This is a genomic window from Clostridium sp. KNHs214, assembly GCF_000744935.1.
In the GTDB taxonomy this organism is placed as follows: Bacteria; Bacillota; Clostridia; order Clostridiales; family Clostridiaceae; genus Haloimpatiens.
Map to the genome: position 1 here is coordinate 1 of NZ_JQMW01000011.1, position 26,928 is coordinate 26,928.

General features: G+C 31.8%; 24 protein-coding genes, 5 tRNA genes, 1 pseudogene and 2 other annotated features. Of the genes and pseudogenes, 4 read left to right on the forward strand and 26 right to left on the reverse strand.

The annotated features are described in order from the left end of the window. The 6 genes and pseudogenes from CC89_RS08860 to ytxC form a co-directional block, all read right to left on the reverse strand. Window positions 1-470, reverse strand: a 470-nt coding sequence (locus CC89_RS08860; protein ID WP_035291418.1) for a potassium transporter TrkG, incomplete at its 3' end; no start/stop codon positions are given. A gap of 150 nt (window positions 471-620) precedes the next feature. After that, on the reverse strand, window positions 621-974 hold the full coding sequence (rplT, locus tag CC89_RS08865; RefSeq protein ID WP_035291420.1) for a 50S ribosomal protein L20: 354 nt from the start codon (window positions 972-974) through the stop codon (window positions 621-623). Window positions 975-1,006: 32 nt separating this feature from the next. After that, window positions 1,007-1,204 carry a 50S ribosomal protein L35 gene (rpmI, locus tag CC89_RS08870; RefSeq protein ID WP_035287730.1) on the reverse strand — a complete coding sequence of 66 codons (198 nt, stop codon included), beginning with the start codon at window positions 1,202-1,204 and terminating at the stop codon, window positions 1,007-1,009. Window positions 1,205-1,223: 19 nt separating this feature from the next. After that, a complete protein-coding gene (gene infC, locus CC89_RS08875; RefSeq protein WP_035287733.1) occupies window positions 1,224-1,751 on the reverse strand; it encodes a translation initiation factor IF-3 in 528 nt (175 codons plus the stop codon). A 17-nt stretch (window positions 1,752-1,768) separates the two neighbouring features. Beyond that, window positions 1,769-1,880: a sequence feature (ribosomal protein L20 leader region), on the reverse strand. Between the two features lie 62 nt (window positions 1,881-1,942). Next, window positions 1,943-3,851: pseudogene (gene thrS, locus CC89_RS08880) on the reverse strand (threonine--tRNA ligase). Window positions 3,852-4,032: 181 nt separating this feature from the next. After that, window positions 4,033-4,251, reverse strand: a binding site (T-box leader). Window positions 4,252-4,319: 68 nt separating this feature from the next. Continuing rightward, window positions 4,320-5,219: a putative sporulation protein YtxC gene (ytxC, locus tag CC89_RS08885; protein WP_035291421.1), complete on the reverse strand. Its 900-nt coding sequence runs from the start codon at window positions 5,217-5,219 to the stop codon at window positions 4,320-4,322. 137 nt (window positions 5,220-5,356) lie between these two features. Between ytxC and CC89_RS08890 the strand changes: the two genes are divergently transcribed. Further along, a complete protein-coding gene (locus CC89_RS08890; RefSeq protein WP_035287739.1) occupies window positions 5,357-6,067 on the forward strand; it encodes a DUF6873 family GME fold protein in 711 nt (236 codons plus the stop codon). A gap of 19 nt (window positions 6,068-6,086) precedes the next feature. On the opposite strand, the gene CC89_RS19955 is transcribed toward CC89_RS08890, so the two are convergent. From CC89_RS19955 to CC89_RS08900, 3 genes are all read right to left on the reverse strand, one after another. Beyond that, window positions 6,087-6,251 carry a restriction endonuclease subunit S domain-containing protein gene (locus tag CC89_RS19955; protein WP_207641488.1) on the reverse strand — a complete coding sequence of 55 codons (165 nt, stop codon included), beginning with the start codon at window positions 6,249-6,251 and terminating at the stop codon, window positions 6,087-6,089. A gap of 62 nt (window positions 6,252-6,313) precedes the next feature. After that, complete coding sequence (locus CC89_RS08895; protein ID WP_035291422.1) at window positions 6,314-7,903, reverse strand: type I restriction-modification system subunit M; 1,590 nt, start codon at window positions 7,901-7,903, stop codon at window positions 6,314-6,316. A 38-nt stretch (window positions 7,904-7,941) separates the two neighbouring features. Further along, window positions 7,942-8,268: a restriction endonuclease subunit S gene (locus tag CC89_RS08900; RefSeq protein ID WP_207641492.1), complete on the reverse strand. Its 327-nt coding sequence runs from the start codon at window positions 8,266-8,268 to the stop codon at window positions 7,942-7,944. 248 nt (window positions 8,269-8,516) lie between these two features. Here CC89_RS08900 and CC89_RS08905 point away from each other — a divergent pair, with 248 nt between their 5' ends. The 3 genes from CC89_RS08905 (at window position 8,517) to CC89_RS08915 (ending at window position 11,255) form a co-directional block, all read left to right on the forward strand. Beyond that, complete coding sequence (locus tag CC89_RS08905; RefSeq protein ID WP_035289157.1) at window positions 8,517-9,092, forward strand: DUF6431 domain-containing protein; 576 nt, start codon at window positions 8,517-8,519, stop codon at window positions 9,090-9,092. 107 nt (window positions 9,093-9,199) lie between these two features. Then, the gene (locus CC89_RS08910) at window positions 9,200-10,459 is read left to right on the forward strand and encodes a DDE-type integrase/transposase/recombinase (RefSeq protein WP_035289160.1); all 1,260 of its coding nucleotides are present in this window, start codon (window positions 9,200-9,202) and stop codon (window positions 10,457-10,459) included. Then, a complete protein-coding gene (locus CC89_RS08915) occupies window positions 10,452-11,255 on the forward strand; it encodes an ExeA family protein (protein WP_035289163.1) in 804 nt (267 codons plus the stop codon). Before CC89_RS08910 ends, CC89_RS08915 begins: the two co-directional genes overlap by 8 nt. A 123-nt stretch (window positions 11,256-11,378) precedes the next feature. On the opposite strand, the gene CC89_RS08920 is transcribed toward CC89_RS08915, so the two are convergent. From CC89_RS08920 to CC89_RS09000, 17 genes are all read right to left on the reverse strand, one after another. Continuing rightward, window positions 11,379-12,338: a restriction endonuclease subunit S gene (locus CC89_RS08920; protein ID WP_051931647.1), complete on the reverse strand. Its 960-nt coding sequence runs from the start codon at window positions 12,336-12,338 to the stop codon at window positions 11,379-11,381. Between the two features lie 76 nt (window positions 12,339-12,414). Beyond that, window positions 12,415-15,624, reverse strand: a complete 3,210-nt coding sequence (locus tag CC89_RS08925; protein WP_035291424.1) for a type I restriction endonuclease subunit R — start codon at window positions 15,622-15,624, stop codon at window positions 12,415-12,417. Further along, on the reverse strand, window positions 15,621-16,196 hold the full coding sequence (locus CC89_RS08930) for a restriction endonuclease subunit S (protein WP_035291426.1): 576 nt from the start codon (window positions 16,194-16,196) through the stop codon (window positions 15,621-15,623). Before CC89_RS08930 ends, CC89_RS08925 begins: the two co-directional genes overlap by 4 nt. 132 nt (window positions 16,197-16,328) lie before the next feature. Next, complete coding sequence (locus CC89_RS08935) at window positions 16,329-16,553, reverse strand: hypothetical protein (RefSeq protein WP_035291427.1); 225 nt, start codon at window positions 16,551-16,553, stop codon at window positions 16,329-16,331. A gap of 439 nt (window positions 16,554-16,992) precedes the next feature. Continuing rightward, window positions 16,993-17,066: transfer RNA gene (locus tag CC89_RS08940), tRNA-Cys, on the reverse strand. Window positions 17,067-17,075: 9 nt separating this feature from the next. After that, window positions 17,076-17,151 (reverse strand) — tRNA-Gly (locus CC89_RS08945). A 7-nt stretch (window positions 17,152-17,158) separates the two neighbouring features. After that, a tRNA-Phe gene (locus CC89_RS08950) sits at window positions 17,159-17,234 on the reverse strand. A 5-nt stretch (window positions 17,235-17,239) separates the two neighbouring features. Further along, window positions 17,240-17,316: transfer RNA gene (locus CC89_RS08955), tRNA-Asp, on the reverse strand. A gap of 8 nt (window positions 17,317-17,324) precedes the next feature. After that, a tRNA-Val gene (locus CC89_RS08960) sits at window positions 17,325-17,400 on the reverse strand. Between the two features lie 699 nt (window positions 17,401-18,099). Next, window positions 18,100-18,981: an Hsp33 family molecular chaperone HslO gene (gene hslO, locus CC89_RS08965; protein ID WP_035291429.1), complete on the reverse strand. Its 882-nt coding sequence runs from the start codon at window positions 18,979-18,981 to the stop codon at window positions 18,100-18,102. Between the two features lie 227 nt (window positions 18,982-19,208). Continuing rightward, window positions 19,209-19,952: a class I SAM-dependent DNA methyltransferase gene (locus CC89_RS08970; protein WP_035291431.1), complete on the reverse strand. Its 744-nt coding sequence runs from the start codon at window positions 19,950-19,952 to the stop codon at window positions 19,209-19,211. 338 nt (window positions 19,953-20,290) lie between these two features. Beyond that, on the reverse strand, window positions 20,291-20,563 hold the full coding sequence (locus CC89_RS08975; protein WP_035291433.1) for an alpha/beta-type small acid-soluble spore protein: 273 nt from the start codon (window positions 20,561-20,563) through the stop codon (window positions 20,291-20,293). Between the two features lie 647 nt (window positions 20,564-21,210). After that, entirely contained in the window at window positions 21,211-22,176 is a 966-nt protein-coding gene (locus CC89_RS08980) for an ABC transporter ATP-binding protein (RefSeq protein WP_035291434.1), read from the reverse strand. Further along, window positions 22,176-23,195 carry an ABC transporter ATP-binding protein gene (locus tag CC89_RS08985; RefSeq protein WP_035291436.1) on the reverse strand — a complete coding sequence of 340 codons (1,020 nt, stop codon included), beginning with the start codon at window positions 23,193-23,195 and terminating at the stop codon, window positions 22,176-22,178. The genes CC89_RS08980 and CC89_RS08985 overlap by 1 nt, the downstream gene beginning before the upstream one ends. Window positions 23,196-23,211: 16 nt before the next feature. After that, window positions 23,212-24,129, reverse strand: coding sequence for an ABC transporter permease (locus tag CC89_RS08990; RefSeq protein WP_035291438.1), 918 nt, complete (start codon window positions 24,127-24,129; stop codon window positions 23,212-23,214). An 11-nt stretch (window positions 24,130-24,140) separates the two neighbouring features. After that, window positions 24,141-25,076, reverse strand: coding sequence for an ABC transporter permease (locus tag CC89_RS08995; RefSeq protein ID WP_035291440.1), 936 nt, complete (start codon window positions 25,074-25,076; stop codon window positions 24,141-24,143). Between the two features lie 78 nt (window positions 25,077-25,154). Next, window positions 25,155-26,834, reverse strand: a complete 1,680-nt coding sequence (locus CC89_RS09000) for a peptide ABC transporter substrate-binding protein (RefSeq protein WP_035291442.1) — start codon at window positions 26,832-26,834, stop codon at window positions 25,155-25,157. Between the last annotated feature and the right edge of the window lie 94 nt (window positions 26,835-26,928).

Genomic DNA, 26,928 nt, shown 5'->3' on the forward strand with positions numbered 1-26,928 from the left:
AAACCGTAATCTGGTATAAATTGTGTAGATAAAAGCAGTGCACCCATAGATTGAACAAAAAAGGTGAAGAAAAGCACATATCTAGCCAGCTTCACTATACCTTGCAATGAAAAAGAGTTCATAGCTTCCTGCATTACTAATCTTTCTTTTAAAGTAATTCTTTTACCTAATATCAATGCTATCATTGTAGCAAAAGACATAAAACCAAGTCCACCAATTTCTATAAGCAGCATTATTACAGTTTTACCAAAATAAGTCCAATGTGTACTTGTATTTAATGTTACAAGTCCTGTAACACATACTGCTGAAGTAGATGTAAATATACAATCTATAAAAGGCGTCCTAGTCCCACTTCTAGATGCAATGGGTAAATTCAAAAGAATAGCTCCTGTAAATATAACTATTGCAAATCCAATAGCTAGTATCTGTACAGGAGTAAATTTAGGTTTATGTTTTAATATTTCTGACATCGTATCACCCCAATTCTATGTCCATAAATTAATTTGAGCTAATAATTATTTTACCATTATATCACTTAATATATTTTTGTCAAAATCCTAATATATACTTTTATTCCTTTATATAATAAAAAAAATGCGACCCCATGCCGCATTTTCATATTATAAGCTTTGTTTTGCTACTTCTACTAATTCAGTAAAAGCTTTTGGATCATTTATAGCTATTTCAGAAAGCATCTTTCTGTTCATATCTATTCCTGCAAGCTTTATTCCATTCATAAATCTAGAGTAAGAAAGACCATTCATTCTAGTAGCTGCATTTATTCTTGCTATCCATAACTTTCTATAATCTCTCTTCTTTAATTTTCTTCCTCTATATGCATCTCTTAATGCTCTTATAACTGATTGATTAGCAACTTTAATTAATTTACTTCTTGAACCGTAGTATCCTTTTGCAAGTTTTAATACTTTTTTATGTTTTTTACGAGCATTTACCGCTCTTTTAACTCTTGCCATCTCAAAAACCTCCTTCTGCTTTAAGCTCTAAACTATAGATATGGTAATACTTTCTTCATTACTTTTTCTTGTGATTCAGATACGTATGAAGTTTGTCTTAAATTTCTCTTTGTTTTAGAGCTTTTTTTAGTTAGTATGTGGCTTTTAAAAGCCTTAGCTCTCTTTAATTTTCCTGTTCCTGTCTTTTTAAATCTTTTAGCTGCGCCTCTATGAGTTTTCATTTTTGGCATACTAAACTCCTCCTCTCAATTATGCTCTTTTTGGAGCTAAAACCATGATCATGTTTCTTCCTTCTAATTTAGCTTCCTTTTCTTTTACACAAATATCTTCTAATATTTTGTAGAAGTTATCTAATATTTTACGTCCTATGTGTGAATAGTCAGCTTCTCTTCCTCTGAATCTAACTGTTACTTTAACCTTATTTCCAGCCTCCAAGAACTTCCTTGCATTCTTTGCTTTTACTTCCAAATCATGCTCTTCAATTTTAGGACTCAATCTTACCTCTTTAATATTTATGACATTTTGTTTTTTCTTAGCTTCTTTTTCTTTCTTGGCTTGTTCATAAATAAATTTGCCATAATCCATTATTCTGCATACTGGTGGATTAGCATTTGGCGAAATCATAACTAAATCCATTTCTTTTTCTTCTGCTATAGTCAAAGCTTCTCTAGATGAGATTATTCCTAATTGTGAACCATCATCGCCTATAACTCTTATTTCTTTAGCTCTTATGTCTTCATTTACTAAGTGCTTTTTATCTTTACTAATAATATTCACCTCCTGGTGTTATTAAACATATAATAAAAGGACGGCACATGCCGTCCTTTATATATCACATTAATGTAATCATAACTTACCTTACTAGCTGTGCTGTAAGGTGAGAAACGGCTGTTTCTACTTGTAATAAAACTCACTATTAAGTTAACAATGTTATTCTACTACATTAATACTCCTCTGTCAACACTTTATTATAAACTGTTTACCTTATTACTTATTTCTTCTTTTATCTTACTTATAAATTCCTCTATAGTATCAGTTCCTAAATCTCCTTCTTTTCTGCTTCTGATTGCTACTTTACCTTCTGCCATTTCTTTATCTCCAATTACAAGCATATAAGGAATTTTTTGAAGTTGTGCTTCCCTTATCTTATATCCTATTTTTTCATTTCTAAAGTCAGTTTCTACCCTTATGTCATTTTCTTTAATTTAGTTTCTATTTCTTTGCAGTATTCTAAGCTTCTATCAGTTATATTCATAATTTTAACTTGTACTGGCGCCAACCATGTTGGGAATGCTCCTGCAAAATGTTCTATTAATATACCTATAAATCTTTCTATACTACCAAACACAACTCTGTGTACTGTTACTGGTCTATGCTTTTCCCCATCCGCTCCTATATATGAAAGATCAAATCTTTCTGGTAGCTGAAAATCTAGCTGAATTGTTCCACACTGCCAAGTTCTACCTATGCAATCTCTTAAATGGAAATCAATCTTTGGACCGTAGAAAGCTCCATCGCCCTCATTTATCTTATACTCAAGTCCTGCTTTTCAAGAGCAGCTCTCAATCCATTAGTTGCATCTTCCCAATCTTCATCACTACCCATAGAATTTTCTGGTCTTGTAGAAAGCTCTACAAAATATTCAAATCCAAACATTTTATAAAATTCATCTATTAAATTAACTACTCCAAGTACTTCATCAGTTATTTGATCTTTAGTCATAAATATATGCGCATCATCTTGAGTAAAGCATCTAACTCTCATAAGTCCGTGTAATGCACCAGAAAGCTCATGTCTGTGAACAAGTCCAAGTTCACCTAATCTTAAAGGTAAATCTCTATAAGAATGCATTCCATCCTTATAAACTAACATAGCACCTGGACAATTCATTGGTTTTACTGCATAATCTTCTTCGTCAATTTTGTAAAGTACATATTTCTTTGTAGTGATCCCAATGTCCTGATTGATGCCATAAAGCTTCATTTAATATTATTGGAGTTTTAATTTCATCATATCCTGCTTTTCTATGCACTTCTCTCCAGTAATCTTCAAGTATATTTCTTAAAATCATTCCCTTTGGATAGAAGAATGGGAATCCTGGACCTTCATCATGTATTGCAAATAATCCAAGCTCTTTACCAAGTTTTCTGTGATCTCTCTTTTTAGCTTCTTCTAGCATATGGATATACTCATCCAATTCGCTTTGTTTTGTAAAAGCTGTTCCATAAATTCTTTGTAGCATTTGCTTATTTTCATCGCCTCTCCAATAAGCCCCAGCTAAAGATAACAATTTTATAGCTTTTACTTTCTTTGTAGATGGTACATGAGGACCTGCACATAAATCTACAAACTCACCTTGTCTATAGAACGAAATTACTGCATCCTCTGGCAAGTCTTCTATAAGTTCTACTTTATAATCCTCTCCTTTTTCTTTTACATATTTTATAGCTTCTTCTCTTGGAAGTTCAAATCTTTCTAATTTCAAATCTTCTTTAACTATCTTTTTCATTTCTTTTTCTATATTTCCATTATTTCTGGTGTAAAAGAAAAATCTGCTTCAAAATCATAATAGAACCCTGTATCTATCGCTGGTCCTATAGCTAATTTTACTTCTGGATATAGTCTTTTTACTGCTTGAGCTAAAATATGTGAGCCAGTATGTCTTAAAGCCCATTTTCCATCTTCGTCTTCAAAAGTTGCTATTTCTAAAGTGCAATCTTCATTTATCTCAGTCATAAGTTCAGCTTTCTTCCCATTTACTTTAGCAGCTAGGGCTTTTTTATAAAGAGCTGGACTTATTTTCATAGCAATATCACTAACTTTGGTTCCCTTTTCTACCTCTATAACTTTTCCATCCTTTAATGTTACCTTAATCATTTTAACTCCTCCTTTTCCTTATTTATTCCATGGCTACGCTAACTTCTTCTATAAATGTGGAGAATAAAGACAGTTACACCGTTGGATAACAATTAATAAGTTTATATTAATAAATTTTTATGTTGATTATTATTTTAAAACCAAACAATATTTTAACAAAAAATAACTAAACTCATCCCATAAATGGGACGAGTATCTCGCGGTTCCACCCAAATTAATAATAAAATAAATATTTATCATTCACTTGAAGCCTTTAACGTTGGCAACGGCAATGCCTACTAATTTCAGCACGCTACTCAAAGGTGGTTTTCAACAGTTCTTATTCAAAGGATTTTGCAGCCTATGAACCCTTCTCTCTTAGAACAGTATACTGTTTACTCTTCCTTTTCACAGTATTTTAAGTAATATATTCTAAATTTATTAAAGTATATTACTTTTATTTTAAAAAGTCAATAGCTAATAATTTTTTTATATTTTTTTACTTAATAAATTTCTACACTGTTCACATCCACTACATATTATAACTCTATCTTCAAATACGCTTTCTATTGTGTTTATAAATTCCTTATTCATACAATTATCCATTCCATGTATTACAATATTTTTAGGTGAATTGGTTACAAGGCCACTGATTATTATCTCCTCTATACCTATTTTTTCATTAACTCCCTCTACAAATGCTCCTTTTTTAAATTGTTTACTCATATCATTTCCTATATCATCCTTTATAACGTATTTCTCTCCATTTTCTATAAATATATGAATTTTATTTATTTTGCTTTCCTGCATACCAACAAAATATTTAAGCAACTTTATAAATTCATCATATTCCCTTTCTACCATAAGGCTTTCAATTATTTTATCTATTATTAAACATACTTTCTTTTTAATTTCATGTGCTCTAAATTGTAAATATCCTTCAATATTTATTAAAGCATTTTCTTTCATAACATTTAAAATATTTTCTTTTATTTCATTCATCCTATTAGAGCAATAAACTGCTTTTTCATCGTTTATCCCTTGTAAATTAGTAAGTATATTAAATAAGCTTATCTTTATATCTTCTATTTCCTCTTTTCCCAAAAAGAAATATTCTTCATTGAGTATACAATCCACTTCCATGTAATAAAATTCTAGTATTATAACTTCATATATAATTTCCATTAAGTTGAAATAAACAATATCAATTTTTTCCCTAGGTATATCTTCAATATCTGAAGAAAATATTTTTATTACATTACAACCCTTGTCTACCTCCTCATATATTCCTATATTTATGTTTTTGTGCTTTAAACTTTCCTCAAGTTCATTTATATTATATATAAATTCCTCGCTTTCTCCCTTAAAAACTATTGTAAGTAACAACATTAAAATCACCCACTTTCATTATAGTGAGAACACTTTTACTTGAATTTATTCTTTACAAATTTAATCCTTGTGATAATATAAGTTATAAATTTATATTTTACAAAATAAATTCATTTATGTATGAAAAGGTGATTTTTATGAAAAAATTTATTATTGTAGATTTTAGAATAAATAAAGAAGAAAAGGGAAATTTAAAAAAGCTAGGTTATGAAACCCTTAGTTGTCCTCCTAGCGAATCACTATATACTGCAGTATGTGGGCATCCAGATATGCTTTTACACTTTTTGAAGGAAGACACTTTAGTAATACATAAAGATGCTCCTTTAAATTTTATAAATTTCTTAAAAAAAATTAATATTAAAGTTATACTTTCAAAAAATTCTCTAGAGAAAAGTTATCCCTACAACATTGGCTTAAATGCAGTTAACATAGGTGATATATTTGTCCATTATACAAAATATACAGATCCAGCCATAATCCATAATATATATGATAAAAAAATCTTAAATGTTAAGCAAGGATACACCAAGTGTTCCACTGCAATTATAAATTCTAATGCCTTTATAACCTCTGATCCTTCTATTAAAAATGCATTAGTAAAAGAAAGCAAAGATGTATTATTCTTACCACCAGGCAATATAATTTTACCAGGTTTAAACTATGGCTTCATTGGAGGAACTTGTGGCCTTTTGGAAAAGGGGATTTTAGCCTTTTATGGAGATTTAAATTGCTATAAATATGGAAAGGAAGTTATGTCTTTTTTAGAAAAGCATAATGTTAAGCCTATTTTTCTTAGAAAAGGACCTTTGGTGGATAGGGGAAGCATGTTTAGTGGGCTAGTGGGCTAGTGGGCTACGCCCCCGTACTTCACCTGTATAATTTTATTCTTTTATTAAATAAATCCCAAGTCATTAAATCATCAGTTATATCGACTACCTGCACAAATGGCATTGCTCCATCTCCGTCATACCACTCTTCATTTCCATACGGTTGAGGGAATGAACCACGCCTATATTTAGCGTATTCTCCCAACTTACGCTGTTCCCAAGCAAATGAGGGAAAGTGAATACCTCACTTTCCCTTTAACAACAAATTTAAATTTTTACGCCTAAAATCCTCAATTGTTCATTAATCTCAGCTTCAAGCTCAGCAATTTCCTTATTATCTTGTTCTAACAGCTTATTTATTTCTTCTAAATCAATTGGTTCTTCTTCCTCAAAAGTATCAACATAACGTGGTATGTTTAAATTAAAATCATTTTCTCTAATTTCTTCAATAGATGCCAAATGAGCATACTTAGGAGCGTCTTTACGTTCCTTATATGTTTTTATGATTTTATCAATATCTTCATCTCTTAAATTATTTTGATTTTTATTCTTTTCAAAATCATTACTTGCATCAATAAATAATATATCTTTATTTTCACGATTCTTCTTTAACACTAAAATTACAGTTGGAATACTTGTTCCATAAAATAAATTTGCTGGCAATCCAATTATTGTATCAAGGTAATTTTTACCAATTAAAGTTTCTCTTATTTTTCCTTCTGCTGCACCTCTAAACAACACTCCATGAGGTAAAACAATAGCCATTGTTCCAGTCTTATTTAAATGATATATACTATGCAATATAAAAGCATAATCTGCCTTTGAAGCTGGTGCTAACTTTCCATATTCACTAAAACGTGGGTCTTTTAATTTAGTTTTATCATTATCCCATTTTGCCGAATATGGTGGATTTGCAACAACTGCATCAAAGCTACGTGGCTGATCAATACCTTTTTCATCTGGACCATCTGGCCAATCAATTTCCAAAGTATCGGCATTACTTAATATCATATTGTTATAAGATATACCATGCATCATTAAATTCATACGTGCCAAGTTATATGTAGTTGTATTCAATTCTTGACCAAAGTACTTCATGGGAATGCCTTTTGGTAATTCTTGACCTACAGTAAGTAATAAAGAACCCGATCCCATTGTTGGGTCATATACACTAAATAATTCATCTGATTTTTCTACACCTTCTGTTACTACTTTAGCTAAAATTTTACTTACTTGATGTGGTGTATAGAATTCTCCACCCTTTTTACCAGCACTAGCTGCAAATTGACCAATTAAGTATTCATATATTTCACCTAAAATGTCTTTTCCATCATTACCTTTGTATTCAATACTATCAACTAACTTTACTATGTTGTTAAGTGATTTAGCGCGTTCATTTGTAGAATTTCCAAGACGAGAATCTCCTAAATTAATATCATTAAATACTCCACGGAAATCTTTTACTGCTTCTTTATTTAATTCTGCATTTTTATTAAAGTTATCAAAAATAGTTTGATAGTCACTAGGAATAACTTGTGAATCATTAATTTTATCAATCAATGACTGCCACGTATCCTTTGGAGCAATTGCATATCCTAAGCTTGCTGAAATATCTTGTAGATAATCTTCAAGCTCCGAATCATCTACTTGTGAATTATAGGATTCATTAATAGACTCCCCCTCTATAACATCAATAACATTATTCTTTAACAAATACTCCTCTTGATGTTCTGATAAATATCTATAAAACATAAATGCCAATATATAATTTTTGTACTCTGCTGCATCCATGGTTCCACGTAATTCATTTGCCATTGCCCATAATTTATTGGTAATTGATTGTATATTATTGCTCATTATTTTTACTTCCTCTCTTTTATTAATTTGATTGTGCCTTATATAAACATCTGTTGTAAAAGTCCCTTCTTTTGTTGTTGTAAATGCTCTAACTTACGCTGATGAAGGGTGATAAGGTGGTCGAGGCTTGAGAAATATTCTCCAATTTTTTGTTGTTCCTTATATTGAGGAATTAAAATATCTATGTCAAGTATTTCGTCTTGGCGGATACTTGGTTGTGCCATTCCTCTGTCCAATGCTACAATATCTTTATTTTTTGCCATTAATAAGAAAAATAAAAATTTTTTATGTTCTGAACTTCTTAACCCTAACGTATTCTGTATAATTACAGCCTTTGAGTCAGGAAATAAAGTGTAGTGCGTCAAAATATAGCTTTTGAAAACTGCATTTCTAAGTCAAATTATAACTATAACTCCAATAACTATCCAGTAATTAAATGCATTTTAAATAATCATATTATTGCTAAATAAAACCTCCTAATGACTTGACATCATTTGGAGGTTATTTTAAGCTTATTATAAAAACTAGAGAAAGGAAAGGGAAGAACCCCAAGCCGTGCAAAGCGAAGGTTCTTCCCTAAAAATAAGAGCGTAAGCTCTTACAACCTATTATTATGATAAGATTATTTTCACAACTATGCAAGTGTTTTAAACAAATTTCTTTTGAAAATGAGATAAATATTTTTGAAGAGTATATGAAAACGGTTAATTCAGAGGCTTTGGTATGTCCAGTCTGCGGATCTAAACACGATCTATCCCTATTTGCCTCTTATAAACGCCATCTTGTGACTTATGATAATAATGAAGTTCACGATAATATAATAACTATCAATAGATATATTTGCCCGTCATGTGGACATACTCATGCTATCCTACCTTCGGTAATTGTGCCCTACATGTCATTTAGCTTTAAATTTACTGTGTCTATTATTCATGATTATCTTGTACATAAATTTACCTCTGTAGAAGCTATGTGTGAACATTATTGTATAGCAATATCCACATTCTATCGAATTTTAAATAAGTTCAAAAAACATAAACAACTATGGCTTGGACTTCTACAAGACAAGCTTATTTCTAATCTAAGTTTTATACAGCGTGTTATAAATAGTACCTTTATTGAAATTGAAACCTTTATAACAAACTTTTTTAATAGAAACGGCTTATCCTTTTTTCAAGGAACATCATAATTAAGCTATAGCTATATACTTTTTATTTTATTTTATATATACCACTTAATACGATAATGGATATTATAATTTCCCCATGATAGCATTTTTATAGAGGTGATGTTGAAATGAATAACAAAGAAATGATTGAAATAGCTTCTATTAGACTAGCACTAATAGCTCCAGCTATAAATAATACTTATACTGAAAGCTCGAAAATTGCTTACTATAGACGTGTTGCTGCTACTCCTGTAAAATTACCTAACGGTAAGTCAGTTTTATATAGTCCTGGAACACTATCTAATTGGGAATCAGATTATAATAGGTTTGGTTTTGATGCCCTTCTACCGAAGACGCGTAGCGACATAGGGAAAACCAGAAAGTTAAATGATGTAGCTATAGAACAGATATATATGCTAAAAAATGCATTTCCTAAAATTAATGCTACTCTTATATATCATAAACTTATCGAAGATGGCTTTATCAATGAAAAAAATATATCATTATCTACAGTTCAAAGATTTATAAAAAATAATGATCTTAAATCTGCTAGATGCATAAATATGAAAGATAGAAAAGCCTTTGAAGAAGAGTTTGCAACTGGCATGTACCAAGGTGATACATGCTATGGCCCGTATATTACTGAAAATGGCATACGTAAAAGAACATATCTAATTATGCTAATTGATGATAAATCAAGACTTATCGTTGGCGGAAGATTCTTTTACAATGATAACTCTTATAATTTTCAAAAGGTACTTAAAGAAGCTATCGCTAGATATGGCATACCTAATAAACTTTACTTGGACAACGGTTCTCCTTATAAAAATGAGCAATTAAGTCTTATCTGTGGATCTCTTGGAATAGTAGAATTGCACACTATGGTAAGGGATGGAGCATCCAAAGGAAAAGTAGAAAGAAATTTTAGAACATTAAAAAGTAGATGGCTAAACACTCTAGATGTAGAATCTATATCCTCCTTAGCGGAGCTAAATGATGAGCTATTCGCATATATAAACAAGCATAATGTAACAGTACATTCAGCTACATCTCAACGTCCGATCGATAGATATAAAAGCGATTTAGCTCATGTTAAGGTAGCTACTGATAGTGAGTGGCTGGATAATTGCTTTATGAATCGCATACAACGAAGAGTTAATAATGACTCAACCATAAGCATTGATAAAATATCTTATGATGTACCTATGCAATTTATAGGACAGAAAGTTGAAGTAAGATATTTACCTGATGATATGGATAATGCATATGTATATTATGAAAATGCTAAATACAGCATTAGAAAAACAAATAAGATTGAAAATGGTAAAACCAAACGCAGGAATGCATTTACTATAGACTATTCAAAGGATGGTGTTAAAAATGTTTAAACAATTTTATGGTATGACAATGAATCCATTTGAAAAAGGCATAAAAGAAAAAGATGCCTATATGTCAAATGATCTAAAAGAGATGATATCAAGACTTGAGTATCTTAATGAAGCTAGGGGAATCGGCTTATTTACAGCTTCACCAGGTAGTGGAAAAACCTTTGCCTTAAGGTGCTTTGCTAAAAAAGTAAACCCTAATTTAACAAAGGTTATATATCTTTGCTTTACCACTGTAACTACTACTGAGTTCTATAGGCAATTTTGCATCTCCTTAGGAATTGAACCTTCTTCTCGTAAATCTGACATGTTTAAGAGCATAAAAGACTATATGGAAAGTATGAGTACAGATAAACGTGTGCATTATATATTAGTTTGGGATGAAGCACAATATCTAAATAATGATATTTTAAAGGATTTAAAGCTACTTATGAACTTCTCTATGGACTCAAAAGATTGCTTTTCCTTAGTTTTGATAGGACAACCTGTGTTAAATAATATCTTAGAAAAGCAGATACACGAGGCATTAAAACAAAGAATAATAATAAATTATAATTTTGAAGGATTTTCTGAAATTGAAGCTTTAGAATATATTAATTCTAGATTATCATTAGCAGGGGCTTCGCCAGAAATATTTGATAATAATGCTGTTTTGGCTGCATATAGAAGCTGTGCTGGCTCTATAAGACGCTTAAATATGATATTAACTAAGGCTTTAATAATAGGTGCGCAGCACGAAAAAAACGTAATCGATACTGATATAATAATGGCTGCCGCCAATGAAATATCACTGCATTAAAATCACAAGGAGCGCTAGCTCCTTTTTCTTTTAGGTGCAAAATGATTTTTCATTAAAAATAAAGTGATTTTGTAGAAATAATTTGACGTAAATTGTACTATAATTATAGAAATAAACTGACGTTTAAATTAGGAGAAATTTGACGTTTAACAATAAAGATATATTACCAATTCCGTTACCAACTAAAGTAATTAAAATATCATCAACTTTATTATATTTTCTTATGAAGTTATTAAATTGATCTTCATTTATAAATCTATTTGCTATTGTTAAATCAGGATACAATGTATTTTTTATCATGTAATTATCAATAACAGGAATTCCTTCTTCACAATAATAACTCGGATTCTTACCTCTATTATCAACAATATAATGTACAACTTCCCCCAACTTACGCTGTTCCCAAGGGTCAGTAAATCCCGGAAAACGAAGTTCCGGAAAATCTTCGCCATTTTTGGGAAACATTTTTTGTAACAAACTTTTCTTCTTATCTTGTAAGTGATTTAACTTACGCTGATGAAGGGTGATAAGATTGTCGATATTGGAAAAATACTCTGCTAGCTTCTCTTGTTCTGCTTCTTTTGGAAACATAAAATGTAACTCATTTAACTTAACCATAGTAAGTGCTTTTTGATTAGACCCTATAGCAGAATCCATTATTTTTTTCTGTCCATAAGTCGAACTAAGAACAAAATCAAGATACTTAGAATTACATTTTATGTTCTTAAACCAGATTAAATTTCCATCTTTAAAATAGAATGGCACATTGTCTACAACCCATGTATTTCCGATGGTTCCTACTGCTGTGATCAGTAAATCACCTAGCTTAGGACTTCCATATAATTTTGATATTTTCTCATACTTTTCTTCAGTTATATAAAGCACCTCTGAAACCTGCTTGTGTTGTCTTAATTCTGATATTTCTTTTCCTCTATAAAAAGGAATTCCACTTTCAACATAGTTCTCAGCATGAACTCTTTTACTTGAGGTCAAGTCAGCTATCTCAGATAACTTACGCTGTTCCCAAGGGTCAGTGAATCCTGGAAACCTTATTTTAGGTACATTAACTTTATTTTTATCCATTTTATCTCCTATCTGAACTGTCAATTCATAGTCGACAGTTCAATAATTAATTTTTAAAAGTATCATTAAATATAATTTAACTTTCAGCTCTATCATCAGCTAATTCATAAATGGCCTCACGCAAACCATTGCGGTACTTGATTTTAGACAAAGCTTGTACATCTTCGCTATGTGCTAGCGTCTTATAATCCAGGCTTGCTTTGGCAATTATATCTCGAATTTGACCAGTATCATCTAAATCTTGTAAGCCATAACGATGGCGACTAAATAATTCACGCATCTGAGCACTTGTGATAATATCTGTAATTCCCCATTTTACTCGAAAATCTAAGAATAGTCTATCAAGACTTACATTGTTAGCCGCTTGAATAATTTGCTCACTATCACTAAGTTTCACTGGATATTTAAGATTAGCACCCTCCGGCGGATAATGCCCTTTGATAATAGCCATTGCTGCATTCATAATCTTCATAGCGTAATTTCTATCTTCTAAACCGTTGGCAAATTGATGAATTTTCTCTTTTGTAGTTTGTGCTTCTTGGCTCTTACCCTCATGTACTTGATTTAATAATTGTTCTACCAATTCAGTTAAATAATCATAATCTATTTTTACATCTTTCACATGAGTCATTTTTAACTCAATTTGATAAAAAGGAATTTTCTTTTCTTTTGATATATGTTGTTTAAGCTCATTGGTTAAAACTGTAGTAAGCATAGTTTCCTCTTCACTTGTCATGCCTAATTTTTCAACTAACTCATCAGGATTTTCGTAATTGAAACCTACTGCATTTCCATCAACTTCTTCAGGTGCATATTGTTTTAATTTAGCCATACCAAAATTATAATCACGCAATAAATCAAGCATATATTCTTTTTGCTTCTCAGAAGGTGGTAATTCTTGAAACTCATTAGTTAAACTGTCTAATTTTTTAACAACCTCTTTAACTTCTTCAAATACCTCTTCAAAAGGTTTAGCAATAATACCATCCTTTTGGTTAGATGTACGCTTCTCATCTTCTGATAAAATTGCGGAAGCCTTATTAGCATAAATTGCGAGAGCTTCATTCATCAACTTCTCATTTTGAGCAGGCCAACGATAATTTACAATACGCCCCCAAGGTTTTTCTTGCATATCAGCAATACGATTTGTTCTTGAATAGGCTTGAATAAGTGCAGCCCCTTTAAGTGTTCTATCTACATAAAGGGTATTAAGTTCTGGTGCATCAAATCCAGTCAAAAGTTGATCTACCACAATCACAATATCTAAAAAGTTCTTATCTGTAGCAGTTTTATTCAAACGACTAGTAACATCTTGTGTGTATCCTGCTACATCATCCATGCCAAAGCTTGTACCAAATTCTTTATTATATGCATCAATAGCATCATGTAAGCCTTGATTAGTGGCAAGCATACTATCATTATTAGATGAGTTTTGACTAAATGTAACTGCTACTTTTAATGTTTGTCCACCGTTTTTCTTGTTCTCATCATTTACTCGTTGAAATTCATTAAAATACATCATTGCCATTGGAGTGCTAGCTTTCCCACCACCAACATGAGTGGTAAAGAGTGCATTATACTTACCTTCATTTGAACGATTTCGCCAATTCTTGAAAATATCTTGAACTACTAACTTGATATGTTCAGGATTTTCATCATAAAAACTTGGTTCAACTGCATCATCCATATCTTCTTGACTTAGATTATTAATCTTTTCTATAATTTTTTCTTCAGTCCACTTCGGATAATGTTCTCTGTAAAAGTTTGGTAGATAATTTAATTTCATTTGTTTTTCATCAATTGTTGTTTCAAAATCAACTTTAAAGCCCAAAACATTTCTATCTGCTATTGCTTCACGAATGGTATAAGCGTGTAACAATGGTCCAAAAATATCTTCAGTGCGTAAGCCATTAGTTGTTTCGTCAAACATCGGTGTTCCCGTATAACCAACCCAAGCAGATTTCTTAAAAGCCTTTTGTATCTTTTCAAAACTTTCACCACCAGTTGAACGGTGTGCCTCATCAACGATAAATACAATATTTTTGTCGGGTGATTTAAAAGATTTACGTTTCACTAAAGTATCAAGCTTTTGAACAGAAGTAACAATAATATTATTATCTTTGCTCTTTAGTTTACGACTTAAATCATTAGTATTATAAGTATTTTGAACACTTCCAATCATATCTTCACTAGCATCTGGATCATAGGCCCTATAACTTTCATTTGTTTGTTTTGTTAAAGCAATTCTATCTACTACGAATACAACTTTATCAACTTTTGGCATACGACTTGCAAGCCAAGCTGTTTTGAAACTAGTGATAGTTTTACCAGAACCAGTAGTATGCCAAATATACCCTACTTTATTTGTGCCGAGCTCAAAATCAACTTGTTTTAGATTTTCAATTACAGCCTGGGTAGCATATACTTGATATGGACGCATTACCTTTAGCGTTTGTTTGTTTTTTGTGCCATCCAAAATCATATAATTAGTAGCCATTTGATGTGCCATTGGAATACTTAACATTGAATCAGCAAACTCTTTCCAATTACGTACAATCGTATTATCACTTTTACGTTGCCAGTTAAAAGCAAAGTCCTTATTAAACTTATCTGATGTGGTATTAGCCATATACTTCACGTTATTTGGTGTAATTGCCACCAATATTTGTAGAGTAGAAAAAATATCCCGATATTGGTTTTCCTGAGAATATTGATGCATTTGATTTAGTGCTTCATTGACATCATGTGTATCACGTTTTTCTTCAATTTGTATTATAGGTAGACCATTAATAAGAAGTGTAGTATCAAAACGACGATTTTGTTTTCCAGTGATAACTGCAGGACGTTCAATCTGATTAACTACTTGATACACTGTATCTCCAGCACCAATTTGTTTTTGATCGAAAACCGTTAAAAACACGTGACGACCGTCATCTAAATCAATTTCGATTTGCGATACACCATTAAGTCCATATAAAAATTGTCCAGCTTCATATGGTGTTTGAATATTAGATATAATCTTTTTGACTTGATTAAATTCTACAGTACTTAAAGGATGATCAAGTGTATTTTGATTGTGCCTCTCAAGAATCTCTTTGAAGTTATTCCAAAGCTTTTCTGTAGTTTTAATTTTTGGTTCATACTTCCACAGTTTTGTTTTTATAAAGTAATCAGCAGTTTTTTCTCTAACAATAAAGTCGCTGATTCCTTCTAGATGTTCAGGTTTAGTTATGGTTCCACTGGTAATATACTGTATTAACTCAGTTTCAAATTGCTCTTCATTCATCTCCCCCATGCCTCCTCTAACTTGGATAATCTAATTTTTGTTTCAAGTTCCGCTGCTCTATTTCTAAGAGTTTGTAGCCTTAACTGATTAAAATAGACTTGTCCTATAATTTTTTGCTTATCTATGGAAGGTATTTTCGGTATTTCAAGCTCTTTAAGTTGCTTTAGAGTATATTTTAAAACTTGGGAACCTTGCAATCCCAGCACAAACTGTTTCTTGATTGTTTTGTTTTCATTAATAAGATAAACCAAAAACTTTGAATCAATTTTATGGCTAGGTAATAACTTAACGTAGTTTTGCGTATAAATATATCCCTCATGCTCTTTTCTTACTATCGTTGCAATTCCCGTGATTAAACTAAATACTACATCACCATCACATAAGGTATTTAGTTTATCATTGGTCCTGACTTGTTTATTGTCCACAGTTTTTGAAATAATACCTACCAAATCATCTGTTAAATTTGTTTGACTATAATAAGTAAAAAGCGGTGTTTTTTCATCAAACACTTCAGTAATTCTAAACTGAGGCGATCCACTTACTAACTCAACTAATTCGCTTAACTTTTCCATAAAATATTTTACCTTTCTAAAATCACTTTATTTACCATGATGTAATCATATCACACAAGGAAGTTTATTGCAACTATTCAAAATGTAATTTTCTAAAATTACATTTTGAATATTCTTATTAAAAATTAACAACTAAAAATCAAACAAATCAATTGATGAATCAAATATAATATCTTCGTCACAAAAAGCTACAGATATTGCATATAGAGCTTTATTAGTATTGGGCACTATCCATGCTTTCTTCCCTTCATTCCATCTGCTGCCTTCTATTTTTTTGATTGCCGAAACATTATCATAGCTATAATTAAAGCTTACCATTATATAGTTATCATTAAATTTTTCAATTGTAACAGCCATTATTTTTACTCTTCCTTATTAAATTCATAAATTTTTAAATATACAGTATGATTATCCCACAAAAAGCATTACATTACCTGAATTATGAAATTTCTCTGGAATGACTTGCATAAGAAGCAAAGGAACTGTTTAAATTTATTCTTCTGAGCTCTTATGCAAGTCATGGAGGAGAAATTTCATAATTCTATCACATTATACCTTTTTGTGGTTTAATCACAGTATTAATATTATCATATTTTTTTATTTCCGCTAAATTGTGCACACACCATCTAAAAAATGCACCCCCCTAATAAAAATCCACAGGGGTGTGCATTTCCAATATAAAAGTCTATAATTACAAACACAAAACTTAAAATATTGCACTAAGATTTGTTTCAAAAAACAACAAAAGCCCTTGAAATCAAGAGCTTTCCATTGTATCAATATTAAATTGATTATTTGGAGGCGCCACCCGGATTTGAACCGGGGATGAAGATTTTGCAGACCTTTGCCTTACCACTTGGCCATAGCGCCATATTTAATTGGAGCGGAAGACGGGACTCGAACCCGCGACATCCACCTTGGCAAGGTGGCGCTCTACCAACTGAGCCACTTCCGCATGTTACTGGTGGCTGGACCAGGAATCGAACCAGGGACACGAGGATTTTCAGTCCTCTGCTCTACCGACTGAGCTATCCAGCCTAATATGGCGACCCAGAAGGGACTCGAACCCTCGACCTCCGGCGTGACAGGCCGGCACTCTAACCAACTGAGCCACTGGGCCATATTATGTGGTGGGCACAACAGGGCTCGAACCTGTGACCCTCTGCTTGTAAGGCAGATGCTCTCCCAGCTGAGCTATGCGCCCACATAAGCGAGTGCTTTAATTAACTCGCATATTTATAATACACAATTTCAGAGAGTATGTCAACTCTAAATTGACTATTTAATACTAATTATTTTAATAATACATCGATTTTCTTCCATATATTTCGTTTTTCTTTTTACTACTATATGATTATCCCACAAAAAGCATTACATTACCTGAATTATGAAATTTCTCTGGAATGACTTGCATAAGAAGCGAAGGAACTGTTTAAATTTAATTTTAGAAATTCTTCTTTTAGACAGATAAAATTATCGTAACCCTTAAAAGGACGCCAGGCTAGCGAACCTGAGGCAGGACGCTGAATGTGAGCGTTAGATAATTTTATATGGCTAAAAGATTAGAATTTCTTAAATTAAATTTATTGTTCCGAGCTCTTATGCAAGTCATGGAGGAGAAATTTCATAATTTCATCACATTATACCTTATTGTGGTTTAATCACTATATAATATATTCAATTTAACTGACAAGAATTCCTATTTTCATCCGTTTACAGGTATAAAACTCCTTTAGAAATTAACTATAATTTGAAATTTGCAGATAAACAATAGATAATAAGTAAGAATTCTTACTTTTTACTTCTTACCTTCTCCACAAATTCCAATTTTAAATTCTAAATTAAAAACATTTATTTATCTAAGATAGAGCTTAAGATTTATGTGCGAAAGTTGAGTTAATAATTAAATGATATTCTTCAAAAGCTCTCCAACGTCCTCATGAGTAAACTTATACTTTTTATTGCAGAATTGACAAACCAATTCTTCTTCCTTACCTTCATTATATATTTCTTCTAAATCTTTTTTACCTATACTTATTAAAGCCTTTTCCACCTTTTCTCTTGAGCAATCGCATTTATATTCTGGATGAATCTCTTCTAATATTTTAAGATCCATATCCTCAAATATTAACTGCAAAATCTCTTCTACAGTCTTACCCTCTGAAAGCAATTTACTTATAGGTGGAATTTCTTCTAATCTATAAGTTATTAAATCTGCTAAAAGTTCATCTGCATCTGGCATCATTTGAATTATAAATCCACCTGCCGATTTTATACTCAAGTCTCTATCAACTAAAACACCCACTGCAACTGCTGATGGAGTTTGCTCTGATACAGTAAAATAATATGCTAAATCGTCTCCCACTTCTCCTGTATAGATATGAACACGCCCAACATAAGGTTCTTTAAGTCCCATATCTCTTATGATTAATAATTCTCCATCCCGGCCAATAGCTCCTCCTACATCTAGCTTTCCTAAGCTATTAGGTTCCAAATCTACATTAGGATTTCCTATATAACCTTTTACGTGACCATCGCTATATGCAGTAACCACTATACCTCTAGCTGGTCCTCTGCCATCTATTTTAAGTGTTAAAGTATCCTTTGAGGATTTTAACATAGTACCCATTAAACTTCCACAGGTAAGCATTCTTCCATAAGCTGCTGCTGCAGTAGCTGCGCATTCATGCATCTTTACAGCCTCACTTACAAGCTCCGTAGTATCTCCCCCTATTATTCTTACCTGTCCATCCTTTGCTACAGCTCTAACCAATTTATCTGCCATATCTTCACCTTTGTGCTAGTTCACAAAGGCTTCCTCCTTTCATTCTAATATTAATTATATGATTAACCCACAATAAGCATTACATTACCTGAATTATGAAATTTTTCTGTAATTACTTGCATAAGAAGCGAAGGAACTGTTTAAATTTATTGTTCCGAGCTCTTATGCAAGGCATGAAGAAGAAATTTCATAATTCCATCACATTGTACCTTTTTATGGTTTAATCATTATATATTTTTCTTAACCACATAAACTATTCTTTCTGTATTATCTTTTATTTTATCACAAATATAATTGTCATATTTGCCTATTACTTTAAACCCTGCATTTTTTAAAGTTTCTTCTATGTATTCCTCTTTATAAGCTCTCTCCATATGATTTTCATCAAATCTACTATATACTTGTCCATCTCTAATAAAGAAGTTAAGATACATATGAACGGTATCATCTTCTAATTCGTTTTCCCATACATAAAAAACTTCCTCGCCATCATAGGTATAAGTATTATTTCCTAGAATTTCTGTTAATTTATAATAGGAGTTTATATCGAATATAAATAATCCTTCGTCTTTTAAGCAAGAGTGAACCCCCTTAAAATAGTCCATAAGCTGTTCCTCTTCTAATAAATAATTTGTTGAATCTAAACAGCAAGTAATCAAATCGAATTTTCTATTAAGTTGCAGTTTACTTATGTCTTGGCATACAAAATTTGCTTTTATACCTTGTACTCTCATTTTTTCTTCTGCTTCCACAAGCATATCTGTAGATAAATCCACTGCCCATATTTCATTAAAAAACTTTCCCAATTTTTCTGTAACATTTCCTGTGCCACAGGCTAAATCTAAATAGCTATAACGCTTAATATTATTTTGTTTACATATGTCTATTATCTTATTACACCATTTTTGATAATCTATATCCTCATTTATTAATTCATCATATATACGTGCGAATTTTCTATAGCAATTCATAAAATTCCCCTTCATTCTTTATAGGTTTTTATATAATCGTATATATATAATACAACATAGAAGGATATTAGTAAAATAATTTTATTTTGAGGCATTAATGATATGTTAACTAATTTAACTTTCGCAATTATGAAATAAGAATTTTAAATGTAGAATTTAAAATCTTAAATGAAGGATAAAACTCCTTTGAAAGTTTTATTACATAAATTGAAGAAACCTCTTAGAAACTTTAACATTAATTTTACATTCTGCATTCTAAATCTTAAATTAAAAAATAATGTACAACTTAAAATTTATGTGAAAAAGTTGAGTAATCACCAAATAGTGGACACCAAAGATTAACCTTCATACTTGTTTTTACAATCATTTTTTATAATCTCTTCATTTTTAGGTATATTAAATTTTCTTTTTCTCTTTGTCATTATACCCCCTATTCTTCCCGTCTCCTCTGCTGTAAGACCACCCCATCCATATTTATCTACCTTTTCCTTAAGTCCCAATTCCTCAGCTATTTCATATTTCATCTCTTCCCTTATTTTTTCTAAAGGTGTTAATTCCTTTTTAGCTTTTAACTTAGATTTTATTATTTTCTTTAAAGGTGTTTTGCCCATTTTGTTACCCTCCTGTAAAATATACAATTTTTATTTCAAATGCATATCTTACACATTATTATTAGCATATGAGGAAATTATATTCATAACTATATAATTGAGAATTGAAAATTCAGAATCTAGAAATATAAATTAAAGAAATTCCTAAGGAATTTCAACATTCATTCTACATTATTTTTACATTCTAAATTGAAAATAAAATTTCATTTTCCTATTCATTTAATACATAAATTGAAGTTTATATTCAAAAATTAAATATATAATGATTAACCCACAATAAGCATTACATTACCTGAATTATGAAATTTCTCTGGAGTGACTTGCATAAGAAGCGAAGGAACTGTTTAAATTTAATTTTAGAAATTCTTCTTTTAGACAGATAAAATTATCGTAAGCCTTAAAAGGACGCCAGGCTAGCGAACCTGAAGCAGGACGCTGAATGTGAGCGTTAGATAATTTTATATGGCTAAAAGATTAGAATTTCTTAAATTAAATTTATTGTTCCAAACTCTTATGCAAGGCATGGAGGAGAAATTTCATAATTCCATCGCATTGTACCTTTTTGTGGTTTAATCATATAATAAATAGCGTAAAAAAACATGTAGTGATAATTCACTACATGTTTTTATATTTCAAATTAAGACACCTTAGTCAAATAAATGACATGCAACATAATGTTCTTTTTCTATTTCCTTAAGCACTGGAGTTTGCTCGTGACATATTGGTTTTGCATATCTACATCTCTCAGCAAATCTACATCCTGGCTTTGGATTAATAGGACTTGGAACTTCGCCCTCAAGTTTTATTCTCTTCTTAGATCTTTCTATTTCTGGGTCAGGTATTGGAATTGCTGAAAGCAATGCTTGAGTATATGGGTGAAGTGGTTTTTCGTACAAGTCATGACTGCTTGCAAGTTCCACTAAGCATCCTAAATACATAACACCAACTCTATCAGAAATATGTTTAACCATTGAAAGGTCATGGGCTATAAATAAGTAAGTTAAGTCAAATTCTTTTTGTAATTGTACAAGTAAGTTAACTATTTGAGCTTGTATAGAAACGTCTAGAGCTGATATAGGCTCGTCACAAACTATAAATTCTGGCTCAATAGCTAGAGATCTTGCTATACCTATTCTTTGTCTTTGTCCACCAGAAAATTCATGAGGGAATCTTGTAGCATGCTCTTTATTTAATCCTACAATTTGTAATAAATGATATATTCTATCCATTCTCTCTTGTCCGGTATATAAAGCATGGATATCAATACCCTCTCCAATAATTTCACCAACAGTCATTCTTGGATTTAATGAAGCATATGGGTCTTGGAATATCATTTGAGCTCTTCTAGTGAACTCTTTCTTTTCAGTTTTATTTAGCTTATGAATATCTACTCCATCAAATAGTACTTCTCCGCCAGTAGCTGAGTACATTCCCATAACAGTTCTTCCGCAAGTAGTTTTACCACAACCAGATTCACCAACTAGACCTAAAGTTTCACCTTTTCTTATGAAAAAACTAACATCATCTACTGCTTTTAAAGTAGCATCCTTTCCCACATGGAAATATTTCTTAAGATTCTTTACTTCTAATAAAATTTTTGCATCCTTTTCCATTACTTAACACCTCCTGCCTTTATAGGACTTTCTACCTTTGGTGCAAGAGGGTGATTTAACCAGCAAGCAACTTCATGTGTTTCGCTAAGTTTAGTTACTGGAGGCATTTCCTCTCTACATATAGGCATGCAATATTCGCATCTTGCAGCAAATGGACATCCTACTGGTGGCTGTATAAGATCTGGTGGCGTTCCCTTTAATGAATAAAGCTCTGCTTTGTTTCCTAAATCTAGTCTTGGAACAGATCTTAAAAGTGCCCAAGAATATGGATGTTGTCCATTATAGAATATTTCGTCTTTAGTTCCTCTTTCTATAATTTGTCCAGCATACATAACTTGAATTCTATGTGCAACATCAGCTACCACTCCAAGGTCATGAGTAACCAATATAACTGCTGTACCTAATTTATCTTGCAAATCTTTTATAAGATCCATGATTTGAGCCTGAATAGTAACGTCTAGAGCTGTAGTAGGCTCGTCAGCTATAAGAATCTTTGGATTACATGCAAGTGCTATAGCTATCATAGCTCTTTGTCTCATACCACCTGAAAATTCATGTGGATATTGTTTTGCTCTATTTTCAGCATTTGGAATATTAACTAATTTAAGCATTTTTATAGCTTCATTAAAAGCTTCTTGTTTATTCATACCCCTGTGTATTTGTAAACTTTCAGCTATTTGTCTTCCTACTGTCATAGTTGGGTTTAAAGAAGTCATAGGGTCTTGGAAAATCATACTGATTTCTGCTCCCCTAAGTTCTCTAAGCTCCTGCTGTGACATCTTTAATACATTTTTACCATCAAATTCAATAGCAGAACCTTCTTTTATTTCTGCTGGTGGTGTTGGAAGTAATCTCATTATAGCTTTAGATGTTACAGATTTACCACAACCAGATTCTCCAACTACTGCCAAAGTTTCACCTTTATTAAGTTCAAAACTTATCCCTCTTACTGCTTGTACTTCCCCATTATAAGTATGAAATGATACTTTTAAATCTTTTATATCTAGTATTTTTTCCATCGATTATTCCTCCCTCTTATTGACGTAGTCTTGGATCTAATGCGTCTCTTAATCCGTCGCCTAATAGGTTAAATGATAACATTGTTAAACTTATCATCAGTGATGGGAAGAAAAGTTCATGAGGGTAGAACATTAAGTTTTGTTGTGCCGCTGATGCTAGAGCACCCCAGCTTGTATTTGGTGATTGAACACCAAGTCCTAAGTAACTTAGGAAAGCTTCAGCAAATATAAATCCTGGTACGTCAAATGTTATTGCAACTATCATTATACCCATTATATTTGGTATTAAGTGTTTAGCTATTATTCTTGATGAACTTGCACCTAGCGTTTGTGCTGCAAGAACATATTCTTGCTCCTTAACTGAAAGTATTTGTCCTCTTACAAGTCTTGCCATACCAACCCAACCAGTGATAGTCATAGCAACAACTAGAGATAATACTCCTTTTCCCATTATTAAAGATATTAATATAACTATTATTAAATATGGTATACTTGATAAGATTTCTACTATTCTCATCATTATATCGTCAACGATGCCTCCAAAATATCCAGACACACCACCATAAATAGAACCTACTACCACGTCTACTAAAGTTCCTAGTAAACCTATTAATATAGAAATTCTTCCACCTTTCCACACTCTAGCAAAAAGGTCTCTTCCTAATTCATCAGTACCAAACCAATGTTGAGCATTTGGTTTCATATTTATTATTGAAGAGTTTGTTGCTTGGTAGCTATGTTTAGTCAAAAATGGTCCAATTATACACATAATTGCCAATATAGCTAATATTATCAAAGATACAATTGCAACCTTATTTTCTTTTAATCTTCTCCAAGCATCCTGCCAGTAAGTCACATTGGGTCTTAGTATTTCTTCGGAATCGAAATTTTCGCATCCAACTATCTGAAACTTTTCTTTAGACAACTCAGCCATAACCTTACCTCCTATCTACTCTCACCATCTACTCTTATTCTTGGATCGACTACAGAGTATAGTATATCAACTACTAACAATGCTACTATGAACAATGTTGCCATAAATATTGTTTGTCCCATTATCATTGTATAGTCTCTGTTATTTATAGATTCAACAAAGTTAAATCCTATTCCTGGAATTGCAAATATACTTTCTGTGATGAAAGCTCCTCCAAATATACCAGCTATTTGAGGTCCTAAAAGTGTTATAGCAGGTAATAATGCATTTCTCAAAACGTGTTTCCATACCAATGCAACCCTAGAAACACCTTTTGCCTTTGCTGTCAATATATAATCTTGTCCAACTACATCTAGTACACTGGTTCTCATATACCTAGCATAAGTAGCTATGGTACCAAAACTCATACCTATAGTTGGCAATATTGTGTGTTTAAATGATCCCCAACCTGTTGTTGGTAGTAATTGCCATTTTACTGTAAAAGCATACTGTAATAACGCAGCCAAAACGAATACTGGTAATGCTACACCTATTATAGCTATAAACATAACTAAATAGTCTACCCAAGTATTTCTATGAAATGCTGCAATAATTCCTAATGTAATTCCTATTACAATTCCTATTAAAAGTGCCTGTCCTCCTAATCTAGCTGATGTAGGAGCGTATTTTTTTATTGTTTCTGTTACACTTCTGCCTGGGTAAGTTAGTGATTCACCAAAATCCCCTTTTAATACAAGTCTCTTCATAAAACTTCCATACTGAACTATAGGCGGTTGATCTAGCCCGTATTTAGCATAGAAATTCTTTCTAATTTGTTCTGGCAAGTTTCTTGCCATTGATGCTAGCGGATCCCCTGGAACTGCATGTATAAGCATAAAAGTTATAGTAATGATAATCCAAAGGGTAACTAACATGTAGCCAATTCTTTTTAAGATATACCTTAGCATTTTCATCCCCTCCACATAATATAAAAATAAAGTTTACCACAGCAAAGCCGAAGCTTTGCTGTAATAACTTTTTATAAACTATTTATTTCTTCCTTCTGTGTATGCGTATTTTATATCACCTGTACCAAATAGAGGACTCATTAAATTCTTCACATATTTAGCTCTATATGTATTTCTTCTTTGATAAATTGTTGGAGCTATAACAGCTTCATCACTTAATAGAATTTTTTCTGCTTCTTTATATGCCTCAAGTCTTTGTTTTTCATCCATTGTAGCTTGAGCTTTCTTAATCAAATCATCATATTTCTTATTAGACCATCCATTTTGTACAACGCCTGCTCCAGTTACCCACATATCAAAGAATGTATTTGGATCGTTGTAATCTCCTGTCCAAGCTGCACCAGCTATTTGATAATCTAACTCATCTGTTCTCTTTTGGAATACTGGCCATTCAGCATACTCAGCTTTTACATTAACACCTAATACTTTTTTGAACATTTGTTGTTCATACTCAGCATAAGTTCTTTGCCATTGGCTTGTACCACTTTCAAGTACTTTTACTGATAATTTAGTTGGATCTGGATCCATTCCAAGTTCTTTTAATCCTTTTACTAGTAATTCTTTAGGATCTTTATTTTCTGCAGCCAACTTTTTAATTGGTTGTTCTCCAACTGCTTCTCTAAATTCCTTTCCACCTATTTGTAATGATGGTGGACACCATCCATAAGCAGCTTCTGCTACACCATGGAATATTACATTTGCCATATCCTCTCTTGTTATTGCAAGTGAGAATGCTTTTCTTACATTAGTATTACTAAACAATTTATCCTTAGTGTTAAAGAATGTATAATTTGTCGTTGGAACGTATCCTTTTATATTTTGGAACTTTCCAGTAGCATCAAATTTCTTTATCCATTCTGGTTTACTTACTCCTGCTGAATCTAATTCCCCATTGTATAATGAATTATACATTGCATTTTGATCTTTTATTATCTTATAAGTTGCCTTAGACAATTTAACCTTATCTTTATCCCAATACTTATCATTTTTCTCTAAAACCACTTGATTTTGATGTGTCCATTCTTTTATAGTAAATGGTCCACAGAATACCATTGTATTTGCTTCTGAACCATACTTTTCTCCTGCTTTTTCAATAATATCTTGTCTTTGTGGGTGCATTACTTTGAAATAAGTTAAATCTACAAAATAAGCACAAGGTTGTTTTAATGTTATTTTTAAAGTTTTGTCATCTACTGCCTTTACACCTACTGTATCTGCAGCAGCTTTTCCCTTGTTAAATTCATCTGCATTCTTAATAGGTGATAACAAAAATGCATAAGTTGATCCAGTTTTAGGATCTAGTGTTCTCTTTATTCCATATTCATAATCCTTAGCTGTAACCTTTTTTCCATCTGACCATTGATAGTCTCTTAAATGGAATGTCCACTCTGTACCATTTTCGTTATGTTCCCATTTTTCAGCACCAGCAGGCTTGATAACATCCTTTCCATTTTCATCTTGTTCAATTCTTGTAAGTCCTTCCATAACTTGTGTAAGAACCACTGAAGAATATGTATCAGATCCTTTTGATGGGTCTAAAGTTTTTGGTTCTGCTTGTAATACCAAGTTTAGATATTGCTCCTTGTCCATCTTTGAACCAGATGCACTATCCTTGCTGCCAGAACCGCAGCCAATTAATGCAGTTGACGCAACCACACTAGCTGTTACTAATAAAGCTAACATCTTCTTGCTTTTCACTTTTAAGTTCCCCCTTTAATATGGTTTTTTTATATATATTTATTTTGCAGTTTATATTTTAATAATGTAGCATATAGCTACCTTATTTCTCTAT